General features: G+C 58.9%; 10 protein-coding genes. 6 read left to right on the forward strand and 4 right to left on the reverse strand.

The window, feature by feature from the left end; all coding sequences use genetic code 11:
- Positions 1-52 precede the first annotated feature (52 nt).
- Entirely contained in the window at positions 53-913 is an 861-nt protein-coding gene (rsmA, locus tag L8V22_RS08070) for a 16S rRNA (adenine(1518)-N(6)/adenine(1519)-N(6))-dimethyltransferase RsmA (RefSeq protein WP_238801798.1), read from the forward strand.
- Positions 913-1,893, forward strand: a complete 981-nt coding sequence (locus L8V22_RS08075; protein WP_238801797.1) for a 4-(cytidine 5'-diphospho)-2-C-methyl-D-erythritol kinase — start codon at positions 913-915, stop codon at positions 1,891-1,893. The genes rsmA and L8V22_RS08075 overlap by 1 nt, the downstream gene beginning before the upstream one ends.
- Here the strand turns inward: L8V22_RS08075 and L8V22_RS08080 are convergent, their stop codons facing one another.
- Positions 1,894-3,243 carry a hypothetical protein gene (locus L8V22_RS08080; RefSeq protein WP_238801796.1) on the reverse strand — a complete coding sequence of 450 codons (1,350 nt, stop codon included), beginning with the start codon at positions 3,241-3,243 and terminating at the stop codon, positions 1,894-1,896.
- Positions 3,244-3,335: 92 nt separating this feature from the next.
- Between L8V22_RS08080 and L8V22_RS08085 the strand changes: the two genes are divergently transcribed.
- Both L8V22_RS08085 and L8V22_RS08090 read left to right on the forward strand, forming a co-directional pair.
- The gene (locus L8V22_RS08085; RefSeq protein ID WP_238801795.1) at positions 3,336-5,144 is read left to right on the forward strand and encodes an ABC-F family ATP-binding cassette domain-containing protein; all 1,809 of its coding nucleotides are present in this window, start codon (positions 3,336-3,338) and stop codon (positions 5,142-5,144) included.
- Entirely contained in the window at positions 5,111-6,844 is a 1,734-nt protein-coding gene (locus L8V22_RS08090; protein ID WP_238801794.1) for an alpha/beta-hydrolase family protein, read from the forward strand. The genes L8V22_RS08085 and L8V22_RS08090 overlap by 34 nt, the downstream gene beginning before the upstream one ends.
- 5 nt (positions 6,845-6,849) lie before the next feature.
- On the opposite strand, the gene L8V22_RS08095 is transcribed toward L8V22_RS08090, so the two are convergent.
- Positions 6,850-7,764: an AEC family transporter gene (locus tag L8V22_RS08095; protein ID WP_238801793.1), complete on the reverse strand. Its 915-nt coding sequence runs from the start codon at positions 7,762-7,764 to the stop codon at positions 6,850-6,852.
- Positions 7,765-7,930: 166 nt separating this feature from the next.
- On the opposite strand from L8V22_RS08095, the gene L8V22_RS08100 reads away from it, so the two are divergent.
- The gene (locus tag L8V22_RS08100) at positions 7,931-8,521 is read left to right on the forward strand and encodes a hypothetical protein (protein WP_238801792.1); all 591 of its coding nucleotides are present in this window, start codon (positions 7,931-7,933) and stop codon (positions 8,519-8,521) included.
- A gap of 88 nt (positions 8,522-8,609) precedes the next feature.
- Positions 8,610-8,933 (forward strand): putative quinol monooxygenase, encoded by a 324-nt coding sequence (locus L8V22_RS08105; protein WP_238801791.1) that lies wholly within the window; start codon positions 8,610-8,612, stop codon positions 8,931-8,933.
- A 197-nt stretch (positions 8,934-9,130) separates the two neighbouring features.
- Here the strand turns inward: L8V22_RS08105 and L8V22_RS08110 are convergent, their stop codons facing one another.
- Both L8V22_RS08110 and L8V22_RS08115 read right to left on the reverse strand, forming a co-directional pair.
- On the reverse strand, positions 9,131-12,892 hold the full coding sequence (locus L8V22_RS08110) for an acyltransferase family protein (protein WP_269966446.1): 3,762 nt from the start codon (positions 12,890-12,892) through the stop codon (positions 9,131-9,133).
- Between the two features lie 118 nt (positions 12,893-13,010).
- Positions 13,011-13,853 (reverse strand): HAD family hydrolase, encoded by an 843-nt coding sequence (locus L8V22_RS08115; protein ID WP_238801789.1) that lies wholly within the window; start codon positions 13,851-13,853, stop codon positions 13,011-13,013.
- Positions 13,854-13,863 lie beyond the last annotated feature (10 nt).

Below are 13,863 nucleotides of genomic sequence, written 5' to 3' on the forward strand. Positions count from 1 at the left end.
ACGCCACACTGTGGTGTGCGGCTTTTTCACCTCTTCTACTAAATTAGAGGGCATGACTGATTCCACCGGCGCCGCGCTTTTGGGGCCCGTAGAGATCCGCGCCCTCGCGGAGAAGCTCGATATTGTGCCCACGAAGAAGCTGGGGCAGAACTTTCTGCACGATCCGAATACCATCCGGCGCATCGTCGCCGCCGCTGAGCTGGATCCCGCAGATCGCGTACTCGAGGTAGGCCCCGGATTGGGCTCGCTGACCCTTGGCCTGGTTGAAGCCGTGGGTGAGGTTACCGCGGTAGAAATCGATTCGCGCCTAGCCGCGCAACTGCCCGATACCGTGGCCGAGCGGGCACCTAGGCGTGCCCAGCGCCTTCGGGTGGTGGAAAAGGATGCACTGCGGGTGACAAAAACTGATGTCACAGAGCCAACCGCTCTGGTGGCCAACTTGCCTTATAACGTGGCCGTTCCGGTGCTGCTGCACCTATTGGAGACATTCCCTTCCATTCGCCGCGTGCTGGTTATGGTTCAGCTAGAGGTAGCGGATCGTCTCGCTGCAAAGCCGGGCAGCAAGGTCTACGGCGTGCCCTCGGTCAAGGCGGGCTTTTATGGCAAGGTCTCCAAAGCCGGCACGATTGGTAAGAATGTCTTTTGGCCGGCGCCCAATATTGAATCCGGGCTGGTACGCATAGACGTCTTCGACTCTGCTCCTTGGCCCGTCACTGACGAGTCGCGTGCTAAGGTCTGGCCGGTTATCGACGCCGCCTTTGCCCAACGCCGCAAGACTTTGCGCGCGGCATTATCGGGTCACTTTGGTTCGGGAGCCGATGCCGAGGAGGCGCTGCGAGCGGCAGACATTGATCCGAAGCAGCGCGGCGAAAAGCTTAGCGTAGAAGACTTTGTACGATTGGCAGGAATCTAATGACCGCCCCCATCGATAACGAACCATTCGTCTACACGGCTCGGGCTCACTCCAAGATCAATATTCACCTTGGCGTGGATGAGCCACGCGAGGATGGCTTTCATGAGCTCGCCAGCGTCTTTCAGTCTTTGGAATTGCACGACACCGTGACATTGACGGACCTCGGCAACCTCGAGGTGGATAAGCCACGCATTCAAGGATTAACAGTCACGGGCCCTCACGCACAAGGTGTGCCGGGGGACTATACGAACTTGGCGTGGACCGCGGTAAACCGCATAATGCAGTACTTGTACACCACCCATGGGCCGAAGGCGTTGCCGGAGGTGGCGCTGGAAATCCATAAGGCCATCCCTACCGCTGGTGGCATGGCGGGTGGATCAGCGGATGCGGCGGCCGCGCTGCGACTGGCTGAGCGCTGCTATGGCGGCTATTACGGCATCGATTCGGTGGGTGAGCCGATCTTGGATGCGCTGGGTGCGGCATTGGGCTCGGATGTTCCCTTTACGCTGCTGGGCGGCACCGCGCTCGGCACGGGGCGCGGCGAGCAGCTGACCCCGATGATGGCGCGCGGTACCTACCATTGGGCGCTCATCGCCTCGGACCGGGGGCTTTCTACCCCGCAGGTCTTTCATAAGCTCGATGAGATGCGGGAGAAGGGCCGCGGCGGTGAGCCACACATGGACACCGCCGCGGTATCGCAGGCGCTCATCTCGGGCGATCCGCACCGAGTGGCGCAGCACTTGCATAATGATTTGCAGCCGGCGGCCCTTTCGCTGCGCCCCGATCTGCGTAAAACTTTGGAGGCCGGCGTGGCTGCCGGAGCCCTCGCGGGCATTGTCTCCGGCAGCGGGCCGACCTGTGCCTTCCTCTGTGCGGGAGCAGCGGAAGCTCGGGAAGTGGTGGCCCAAGTGACGGTGGAGATTCCCGGCACCAAGGGAGTGGCTACCCAGGGGCCAGCTGATGGCGCCGTGGTGCTGTAGTTAGAGCACCGTCATCTCGGTGGGCTCGATGTCGAGATCGAAGCGGTTGACTTCCTTTTCCTGGAGGAGGTCGATCACCACGAGTTGCTTCTTTTGCGCGTCAGTAATGAACGCATAGCCATCAGCAGCCTGCAGAATGGGGCCCGGCTGCTGCCATTCCTTATTTTCCTTCCACGGGGTAATGGCATCAATCTGCTTGGTGATCTCACCGGAGTCTGGATCGATGACGTTAAGCTTTCCGTCGGTGGTGAGTACTAGCGCCTCGCCCAGCGGGCCGCGGGCTAGGGAGCGGAACCAATAAGAAGCATCGAGGTCTACCTTCTTGGCCGAAAAATTCTTGGTATCTACCAAGGTTACGGAGGTAGGGCGCTCGAGCTCTGCGTCCTTGTCAGTTTTATTATCGGCCAGAATAACATCGGATTCTTCCGAGCCTGCGGCATTTCCGGAGCGCTGGTAGCCTCCTGCACCGGCATAAGCAGAAGCGTCTACCTTGTGGAACTTCTTGCCATCAAAAACCACAGGGCCGTCCTCGCAGCCAAAGAAAATATTGCCGTTACCAGCGGCAGCCTCGCCATGCACACCAGGGCATTTGGTGGTCTCAGTAAGGAGCTTGCCCTCCTTGTCCAGATGCTGGATGGTGTGGCGTTCGTCCTCGGTGCCCTTAGTGATAACTACCGAGCCATCCTTGAGCGGTACGGCCACACCGTGGTGTGCGGCCCCAGTATCAACGGTATTGACTGGCTGGGCGTCCTTTTTGCCAATGTCTTCGGTTTTATAAATTTTTGCTACGCCATCGCCATCTGAAAATAGCGCGGTAAAGCCGTCGTGGTGGACCACGTGGCCGGCATGCGGTGCCTTAATGGGGGCGTCGCCAAGCGCGGGCTCTGCGGTGTAGTAGTGGTTGTGATCACCATGGCCCTTGGTAATGCGCCCAGTGTCGTAGGTGAGGAAGCTATCGCCCTTAGTCACCATGACGTGGCGATTATCTCCGGCATCGCTGAGGCGAAGGAAGGCATTCATCTTGTCCTCGCCGATTACTTTGCCCGTTTTGGCGTCATAAGCGCTCAAGCCGTCCGCATGAGAGATAACGATGCGGGTGGGCAGCTGGGCTACCTCGGTCTCACCCTCTTCGGCTTCGAAGCCTTCGTGTGAGTGCCCAGCGTGTTCATGGCCGTGCTCGTGGTCATGCGCGTGCTCATGGTCGTGTTCATGGGCATGGTCGGCCTCACTATGTGCATGGTTGTGGGAGTGTAGTGAGTCCTTTTCCTCCTCGGTGGGGGCGGAGCAGGAGGCGATGGCTACTGCGGCAGCGGACAGGACTGTGCAGAGGGAAAGTGTGTAATTCTTCATACGTAGAAACAATATTGGACCTGAAAATCAATAGCAATAGGTAGCAGAAATGCGGGGGTACGCGCAGGGAAGTATTAAGATGGACACTCGTTATGGCAAACCTGATCAACCTCGAGCAAGTCAGCAAAACTTATGGATTAAAAACCCTTTTAGACGGGGTGTCCCTAGGTGTGCAAAGCGGCGATCGGATTGGCATCGTCGGCGTTAATGGCGGCGGAAAAACCACCCTGCTGGAGGTGCTTACCGGCATCGAACCGCCCGATGCTGGTCGTGTATCCCATACTTCGGACCTGCGCATGGCGGTGGTTACCCAGCGCTTCGACCTCCCCGATGAGCTAACCATCGCCCAAGTCATTATCGAGCCCCTAGAACTGGAGACCTATGAGTGGGCATCCAATGCCAAGGTGCGCGATGTCTTGGGCGGCCTGGGTATTGTGGATCTTGGGCTAGATACCCCAGTAGGTTCGCTTTCTGGTGGAGAGCGCCGCCGCGTGAACCTAGCCGCGGCGCTGGTGCAGGATCTGGACCTCGTGGTGCTCGATGAGCCCACCAACCACCTCGATGTGGAGGGCGTGCAGTGGATCGCAGATCACCTGCTCAAGCGCAATCTAGCCGTGGTCGTGGTCACCCACGATCGCTGGTTCCTCGATACCGTGGCCACGTGGACCTGGGAGGTGCACGATGGCGTGGTTGATACCTACGAGGGCGGCTACAACGACTGGACCTTCGCCCGCGCCGAACGCGCCCGTCAGGCCGATGCCATGGAACAGCGCCGCAAGAATCTTGCCCGCAAGGAGCTGGCGTGGCTGCGCCGTGGCGCGCCCGCGCGTACTTCCAAGCCGCGCTACCGCATTGAAGCTGCCGAGGCGCTCATCGCAGACGTACCGGAGCCGCGCAATAAGGTCGAGCTCATGGCCTTTTCCAAGCAGCGCCAGGGCCGCGTGGTCATCGAGCTTGAGGATGCCACCGTCAAGTCCCCAGACGGCCGCACCTTGGTCGATCACCTTACTTGGCGCCTAGCCCCTGGCGAGCGCATTGGTTTGGTAGGCGTCAATGGTTCTGGCAAGACCACCTTATTGCGCACCCTGGCCGGCGAGTACGAGCTGGCCGCGGGCAAGCGCATCGAGGGCCAAACGGTGCGCCTTGGCTGGTTGCGACAAGAGCTCGATGACCTGGATCCGCAACGCCGGCTTATCGACGCCGTCGAAGACGTCGCCACCTATGTCCAGCTTGGTAAAAAGGAGCTTTCCGCCTCTCAGCTGGCCGAGCGTCTAGGTTTTTCTGCCAAGCGACAGCGCACCCCGGTAGGAGATCTCTCTGGCGGCGAGCGCCGCCGCCTGCAGCTTACTCGCGTGCTCATGGCCGAGCCTAATGTGTTGCTGCTAGACGAGCCCACCAACGACCTCGATATTGATACCCTGCAGGAACTGGAGTCTCTCTTGGATTCTTGGCCAGGAACTATGGTGGTCATTTCGCACGATCGCTACCTTATCGAGCGCATCGCGGACAATACTTATGCGCTCTTTGGAGATAGCAAGCTCACCAACCTGCCCGGCGGTATCGATGAGTATCTGCGCAAGCGCGCCGCACTTGAGGCACAGCAGAGCTCCGGTGTACTCAATCTGGGAGAGAAGAAACCAGACAGTTCTACACCGAAGCCGGAAAAGAAGCTCTCATCCCAGCAGGAGCGCGAAATCACCAAGAAAATGAACGCGCTCGAGCGCAAGATGCAAAAGCTCGAGAAGGCGGCCGCGCAGATTAATGAGAAAATGGCAACTGCTGCGGAAAAGGTCGACAGTCAAGCCTTGACCGAACTGGACGGAGAACTAAAAGACAACCGTAGCGCCTACGAGGAACTGGAGATGGAATGGCTGGAGTTGGGGGAGAAGCTCGAAGGGTAGAGGCTCGCATCGCCGATATCGTCGGTCACCTCGATCTGTGGGGCATTATCGGCGCAGCAGTCCTTTTTACCCTAGGCCTTACCCCATCCCTCCTGCCGCGGGACTGGCTCTACCAAGGGCTGGTCTCCGGCATCGCCGCCGGACTTGGTTATACGCTGGGCATTGCTCTCAAGCACGTGTGGTACCGGCTCGTGGTGCGCTATGTGGCGCCCCGATATTCCTGGCTCGATGCCACCACGTGGCCGCCTAGGCGCTACCGCGTTGCCTCTCGCATCGCTACCGGCGTCTTTGTGCTGTGGATGGTGGGCTTTGCTGTCTTCGCCGTGCGTTGGCAGCGTCAACTTGCAGATGCCTTAGCTGCCCCGGCGCCGACCATTGCCAGCTATGTTCTTGTGGTTCCCCTCGCCCTAGCGGTATTTACTGCCTTCTTGTTCATATTGCGTGTCCTGCGCTTTTGCGTGCGTTGGCTTTCTAGCCACTTTCCCCAGCGCTTCCGCGCTGCCTACCGCGTCGTAGGCGCGGTGGTCATCGTGGCGCTGGTGGGCACGTATACCGTGGAAAACCTCATCCCTGGTGCCATCGTGGGGGTGGGAGAGCGCTTTTTTACCGCCCAAAACGCCGAGCCTGATCCCGCCACCCAGCGGCCCTCCACCGCCGAACGTAGTGGTTCCCCGACGTCCCGTGTGGATTGGAACGGCGTGGGCCTGCAGGGCTCGCGCTTCCTTTCTTCCGGTGCGCACCGTGCGGAATTGGAGAAGGTGACCGGAAAACCCGCCAAAGAACCCATCCGCGCCTATGCTGGCCTGGGCAATCGTGACTCCAATGAGGAACGAGCGCAGTTGCTTATCGACGAACTAGAGCGCACCCACGCCCAAGACCGCAAAGCCCTGCTGCTGATTATGACCACCGGCACAGGATGGGTGTCGTCCTATTCTGCCCAAGCCTTCGAACTCCTCTACGGCGGCGATACCGCCATTGCGGCCGCCCAATACTCCGCTATGCCTTCTGCACTGCACTTTCTATCAGGCGGCGCCCAGGTAGAGCGCGCCGGGGAGGAGTTCATCAACCCTATTGTGGACTGGTGGAACGGGCTGCCGGAGGACAAGCGCCCGAAGCTCTACCTATATGGTGAATCCTTGGGCACCACCGGCATTGAAGCGGCTTTTTCTGGGGTGCGCGACATTGCCAACTCCGTCGATGGCATTCTGCTGACCGGACCGCCGCACTTTAACCGCTTGCGTACCCAGTTTGTAGAGCGCCGCGACCCCGGATCCTCTGAGATCTCCCCCGAATATGCCGGGGGCCTCGTGGTGCGCTTTGCCAATGATGATGCACAGGTGCGCCAGTGGGGTACGGTGCCGGAACAAGAGTGGGGGCGCACCCGCATGCTCTATATTCAGCACCCCTCGGATCCCGTGGCTTGGTGGTCGCCTCAGACGGCCTTCACAGAACCGGATTGGATGCGTGAGCGGACACCGTACTCTGCCGAGCGCGTAATGCGATGGATGCCCATCATCTCTTCCCTGCAGGTAGCCGCCGATCTGCCCGGCGCAAAGGACGTTTCCGATGGACACGGACATAATTATGGGGCTTCGGTGCTCGACGGCTTCGCCGCCATCGCCGGGCCAGACGTGGCAGGAGACATCGATCCCGATGAGCTGCAGCGCGAATTTGCCGCACTCGACGTCGGCGTTTACTAGGTCTTTTAGCCAAATAGGGCTGCGATGGCCAGCATCGCCGGCAGCGAGAGGAAAGTAGTGAGAAAAACTGTATCCCGGGCCACGGTTTCTCCCACCTCATAGGTGGCGGCATAGTTATACACGTTTTGCGCCGTGGGCAAGGCTGCCAAAATTAGCGCCGCGTATAACTGCGCGCCGCCCAAACCCAAGGCGGTACCTACAGTCAGCGCGATAGCGGGCATTCCTACCAACTTCAAAACCGTCGCGGTAACGGTGGGTAGACGGTCTTCTTCCAACAGTGCATCGCCTTTTAAAGAGGCGCCAAAGCTCATGAGGATCATGGGAATAGATGCGCCACCCAGAATCTCTAATGGCTTCATCACCACATCCGGTAGCTGCCACTCTGCTGCGGAGACGATAAATCCCGCCACCGCAGCTAGCACTACAGGCGCGGTAATTCCGGAGACCACGGAGCTCCATATTGATCGCATGCTGGTGCCCCGCGCATTGAGTCCCGCAATGATAAACGGCGAGAGCACCGCCATCTGGAGGACCAAAGCAGGGATGACGTAGGTGGCATCACCTATGACATAGGTGGCAATCGGCAGGCCAATATTGACCGAGTTGTAATAGCTCGCCGCTGCGGCACCTGCCATGGTTTCGCCACCACTGCGCGGAAAGAGTAGCCGGCTGCACAGCCAGTACACAGCCATGGTGGCTATGGACGCAACCGCGATAACAGCCACCACGGGAGATACGAACGCAGAGGTATCGGATTTAGCCACGCTGGAGAAAATAAGAGCCGGCGTTGCCGCCCAAAAGGCGGTGCGGTTGAATTGCAATCGCGCCTCGCCCTTGCCAATGATGCCCCTGTGCGCCAGCACAAATCCCACACCGATGACTACGAAAATGATTGCAAACCCAGTCAATACGTCCAGCAACAGCCAATAACCTTTCGCACTAGTCCAGCCAAATGCGCCGTGGGGTCATTGTCCCATTACCCGTGGTGGCCTCAGAATTCGGGGACATAACAAAGTTGTATCGAATTGCCTATGTAGCTCCGAAACGCCTTCCTTTTTGCTGGCGCTTTGTGGCACGGTGGAGGGCATGAAGCTTTCTCACCGCGCAACCGTAGCCGCCCTATCCACCGTCCTCGTGATCTCCGGAACGTCTACCGTGGCCTCTGCTCAGCCGGCCTTGCCGCCGCAGATTCAGCAGGCTTCTTCGCAGGCTCAGCAGCTTTCTTCTGATCCTTTCGCCGCTTTAGAAGATTTCCGCCTCACCCTGCCGCCGCAGGCCTATGAGCTGGCCGAGAAGTACAATATCCCGCTGCCAGAATTCCTCGCCAAGCCGGTGGGCCAGGCGCCCAAGGTTGCCGGCCAGCTAGGCGCCGCCACCACCGCCCACCTTGAAGAGGCCGGGCACCGTAAAGATGCGCGTGCAGCGGCTATCGCCCAGGAATGGGCCAACCAAGGTGCCGCCGGCAAGCTTGAGTACAAGGATGGCATAGCCCACGGGTTGAATCACAAGGACGAGGGCCAGGGCACGGTTCGTCGCCTTAATGAACAACAGGCGCAAGACCGCCTGAACTGGTTCAACCGCGACGTCCCAGTCAACGCTGCTCCCCAGCACGGCTTTGGCGTGGCAACCGCCTACGATGGGATCTACATCTATGTTGCGGAGTTCTTCCTCAACTAAATTTCTTATCGCAAGCCTCGATTCCGCCGCGTTCCTAGCATTCATCTGCAACGATGACGAAGCCGCAAGGCACCGGTAGAATCGAGGCATGATTCTGATTAACGTACAATTCCACGTCAAGCCTGAATATGCAGAGACCTTCCTCGATGAAATTAACTGGTACACCGAGGCCTGCAATGCAGAGCCGGGCTGCATCGACTTTAAGTGGTTCCGTGATCCGGAAGATCGCCAGCGCTTCCTGCTGCTGGAGTCCTACGTAGACGGCAAGGACGTAGAGCACGTCCAGAGCGAGCACTTCCAGCGCTCGACCGAGGAGTTCCCGAAGTACCTCGTGGAGACTCCGGACATCATTAACGTCCACATCGACGGCCGCACCGGTTGGGACAAGATGGGAGAATTCTCCGTCGACTAATCCCAACGAATAAAGCTCGCCCTCTACCGCGCTGTAGAGGGCGAGCTTTATCCATGTCTAGGCCCGTATAGCATAACGCCCTCCGCGCTCACGGCGAATGCTAATGCTAGTGGTGCATGAGCTTCCGGTGAGCGCGAAGGGCGGGCAGGGGGAGCCTAGGCGCTTGCCGACGCCGCACTCCGGCACTTACTACGCCTCTACTGCGGCGCGCACTGCGAGGACACAGTCTTGTCGTATTTCGAGTACTGCTTCAGGGCATCGTAGAAGGCATCCGAATACTCGCCGGTGCGCTCCGGCATTGGGTGAACACCATCGGAATAGAGGATTGCGGGGTCGCTCTGAGCGTGTCCGCACCAGTCAGCGATGTAGACATTGTCGTATTCCTTGGCTGCATCAATGACATCCTGTTGGGACTGGGACATCCATTCACGGTCGCCATAGGGAACCGCCATAACAACGGTGCGGTCTTTGCCGATGATATCTAGAGCTTCCTTGATCTGATCCGGGAAGGCAGGTCCGTTAGTGCCGAACCCGAGGAAAACGGTATCGCGCAGCTGGCCGGAATCCTTCAGCTGCTGGAGAACTTGAATTCCCGCGGTGTAGTGGCGGGATACGTCTGCATCGACATAAATCTGCGGGAAGCGCTGCTTGAGGGCGCCGCTAGAAGCCAGCATCACAGAGTCACCCACAGCGGTAATGTCCTTACCCTGTGGCATGGGGCGGGTCTTCTTGTCCTTCGAAGAAGTCTGATCCTCGTCCTCGGCAGGTGGCTGTGGTGCAGCATTATTCGGCTGAACTGGGGCATTGTTGCTGCTCTGGTTCTGCTGCTGGAGCTGTTCCAATTGCTGCTCCAACTCAGTTTTATCGCTGGAGTTAATAACGCCGTAGACTACGCCCGCTACAGAGGCAATGACGAGGAATGGGACTACCGGCCACATGGTCTTGCCAAAGCCATCGCGCAATTCGCTAAATCCTGGGCGGGATGACCAGTAGGTCTTCCACGTCTTCTTATATCCGCCGCGGCGGAACGGATTTTCAATGAACTGATAAGAAATCTCGGATAGAAGCAACGAAATTGGCACGGCTACCAGGCCCAGAATCCAGGATTTATCGGAATTCTGGTTGCCCTCGAAAAGCGCCTTGAGAATCATGATGACTGGCCAGTGCCAGAGATACAGCGAGAAGGAACGCTGGCCAAACCAGCGCATGACCTTGGTCCTAAATAGCGAGGTCATAGGGCCGTATTCGCGGACCACGCCCCAGACCATAAGGACACCGAGCACGCTGGTGAGGAGGAGCCCGCCCCGGTAGGTGATTTCCGCATCATCCGGCATGAGGAATAGCTGTGCACCGTAGCCGAGGAGAGCTAGGGCGCCGATGACCCCTGCTATACGGGATTCAGACTTGCCGGCCGCGGCCCAAGAATCCGCCTTTGGGTCAGACTTAGTAGATGTCATCAGCAAAGACAGCACGGCACCGGTGAGCAGGCCGAAAGCGTGGGTATCAGTGCCGTAGTAGACGCGTGTTGGGTCCTCTCCCGGCACGAAAAGAAGCGCCATGGCCACGGCAGAGCCTATGGCCAAGACCGTCGCTACGAGGATAGGAAGCCGGCGCGGCTTGCGGCGAGAGATCAGGAAAACGCCGGTGATAAGAAGTGGCCAAATGACATAGAACTGCTCCTCTACGGCCAGCGACCAATAATGGGCGAAAACCTGAATCTCATTGTCCGCGAAGTAGGACTGGGAGGTCGCGATTTGGGTCCAGTTATTGACAAAGAACAGGGTGCCCAAGAACTGCTGGCGCAAGCCAACCGCTAGGTCGTCTCCGATCCATGCCACCAGCGCGGTGCACATGACCAGAACGGATACTGCGGCCGGGAGAATGCGCCGGAATCGCCGCACCCAGAAATCTTTCAAGCTAATCGTGCCGGAGGTGCGGAATTCTCGTACCAGCAACGAGGTAATGAGGAATCCGGAAAGAACGAAGAAGAGGTCAACGCCTAAGTAGCCTCCGGGTAGAAGGGAAGGGAAGAAGTGATAGAGCACCACGGCAATGACTGCGAGGCCGCGCAGGCCGTCAAGACCCTTGACCTGGCGCAGACGGGCGTGACGCTTTTTCTTGACTACCTTGCTCTCCGGCGGTGTCGCCAGCGCTTCAGGGTCATTGGCCTGCTTTTGCAGCGGATACTTGGATTTAGCATCCCCCTGCGGAGCTGTCGCTTTCTGTGTTGCTGGTTTCTGGGCAGCTGGTTGCGCTTGGTCCGGCGCTACTGGTGCCTTTGGCTTATTCGGAGCTGGCTGTGGTGCCTTTGCTGGCTGTGCCTTGTCTCGTTGCCTCTCTTTAGCCGCGGCGGCAGCGGCGGCGGTGGCCGCCCCTGCTCCAGCTATACCACCCGTCGCTGCGGGCGTGCTGGTTTTTGCCGAAGCCGTCTTTGGGGCTGCTTGGGGCTCTGCCTTCTTCGGCCGGGGCTGTCCAGACTGCTGCTTCGCTTTAGGCTTTGGTACAGCGCGCGGTGGATTTTGCTGAGCCGAGGTAGGGGTGCCTACCTGCTGAGATTTACGGGCCAGCCCGCGGCTGATATCAGATGGTTTTACCTCTGGGCGGCGCTTTGTCGTCTTCCTAGCCTTGTCCTGAGGCGTCGACGCCTTCGACTGTGGCTGTGGCCTTTGCTCCTGCTGCTTATCAAGACTGCCCTGTGAGGATCCGCTTTGGTCCTTCTTCGGCTGGGCTACCTTATCCCTATTGTGGGCAGTCTTATTCTGAGCCGACCTAGTGGGCTGCTGGGAAGGGGCAGCCCCAGTCCTTGGTGCGGTTGCCTTCGGCGTGGGGGCAGTAGTGTTCTTCTTTTGTGTAGCAGTTTTCGGTGCTGATGCCTGCGGGGCAGCCTTTTGGTTTGCGGTACTAGGCGTGCATGTTTCGCCCTTGCTCTTAGAAGGCTGTTTTTTTTCTTTCGATGCTGGGCGTGGCTGAGTCGTCTCCTTTGCGGTGTCTTCCTGCCTGCGCTTTTGGGGGCGTGGCTTCTGTGTTTGCTGCTGCTTGTCTGCGGCCGGCTTGGCTGTGGCAGGTTTAGCGGTGGCAGGGTTAGTCTGCTTCGGCTTAGCCTTTTGTTGTTTAGCTGGCTTAGAAGGTGCCTGTGCTTGTGCAGCAGACGGGCGCGGCGACGCCGGCTTCGGGGAAGGCTTCTTCGGGTTGGGAGAGGTGGATGACTTGGGTGCCTTCTTTGGTTGTTGGGCTGCAGGTCGAGTCTGCTGCGATGGCTTTGCAGCGCCTTGCTGAGACGGCTTTTTGCCGGGCTTTCCCGCCGGCTTCGGGGAGGTATCGCGGGCAGAATCGGCCTTCGGGGAGCTCGGCGAGGTCGTGGAGCTAAAGCTGGCACCGCGGCGCGGTCGCTGAACCGGTTCGTGCGCCTTGCGTTGGGGCTTCTTCTCCTGCGCGTTCGATTGCGGCTGTTTCTCTACCGCTGCTGACTTAGGAGAGGCTGCTGGCTTGCTCTGCTTAGTGGCGGCGGGTTTAGATTCGGAATTTTGGGAAGCTGGCTTGTTTGTCGCTGCTTTGTTTGCGGGCGACTGCGAGGCTGCCTTTGCCCGCTGCGGTTTAGCGGAATTTGCCGCGCTGGAGTGTGGCTGCGCGGCCTCGGGACGAGAGGCGTCTTTGGCGGCAGCAGGCTTGGGCTCGGTAGCCTTCGCGGGCTTTCCTGCAGGTGTCTTCTTAGCTTGGTCCTTAGACTGGCCCTCCTGCGCAGAGCGGTCCTGTGGTTTTCCTTGCGGTGTGGTGGATCGTGCACTCGTGGTGGACTTGGTGTTGTCCGATTCTTGGGGCGCGGAATCTTTTTTATTTGGGGCCTGGGGCGCACTGGCAGAGCCAGCTTTGGGCTTTACTGGCTGATAGACCGGTGTGCGTGGTTCATCTGAACGCCCAGGTTTCTTCTTTCCCAGCAGTGAGCGCAAAATCTGCTTCACAAAAACTCCCAAAGCACTACGTATATTTTCTAAACGGATTATTTTAGCCTGCACACAAGCACTTTGCCCCCAAGAGGGGAGCAAGGGTGCGGCGCCGGCTGGAGGCGAAAATTCGAGTCTAAGACTCTTCGCTGTCAAAAAGCTGACGCAGAACTGTCATGACCCCATATTCGGTATTGGGTGGGGCGATGCGATCGGCCATCTCCTTTAGCTTTGGGTGTGCATTCTCCATCGCGATGGCGGTGCCGGCCTCGCGGAGAAGCTCGTAGTCATTGAGGAAATCGCCAAAGGCGGCGGTGCGAGAGATGGGAACCGCGAGGAGCTCGGCCATGGTGTGTAGCGCTTCGCCTTTATTGACGCCCGCGGCCATAACGTCGAGCCAGACGGCGCCGGAAATGGCGATATTGTGCTCCGGAACGGCCGCGAGGAGAGGCTGGTGGAGGTGCTTTTCGCTGCCGTCGGCGCAGTAAACCGCGATCTTGATTATGTCCGCATCGAGTAGGGCATCGAGGTCATCTACCCATTGCACTGCCTTGTAGTACTTGGAAATCTCTGCGCGGGCCTGCTCATCGGCGCCTTTATGTACATAGGCGGTATCCGGAGTACACAGCACTACGGTATGTGCGGCATCGACAGTGCGGAGGGTAGCAACGGCGGCGCGCACCGCTGCGGTGGGCAGGGTAGTGGCGCTGATAACGCGATTATCGTGCACGACGACGGAGCCATTTTCGGCAATGAAGGTGTCTTCCTGCGGAAACATCTCTTGCAGAGTGGCAAGCTGGCGGCCCGAGGCGGGGACGAGCGTGACTCCGAGCTGGTGGGCACGGGTGCTGATCGCTGCAAAATCTGGTGGAAGCTGGCCGTTGCCGTCCAGTAGGGTGCCGTCCATATCCAGGGCGATGAGCTGTGGGAGCAAAATTCCAAACCTATCTGTGAATTGACTATTGGTGGATAGGAGCATGAGTTCTGTG

Origin of the sequence: Corynebacterium yonathiae (assembly GCF_027570195.1) — a bacterium.
Taxonomy (GTDB): Bacteria; Actinomycetota; Actinomycetes; order Mycobacteriales; family Mycobacteriaceae; genus Corynebacterium; species Corynebacterium yonathiae.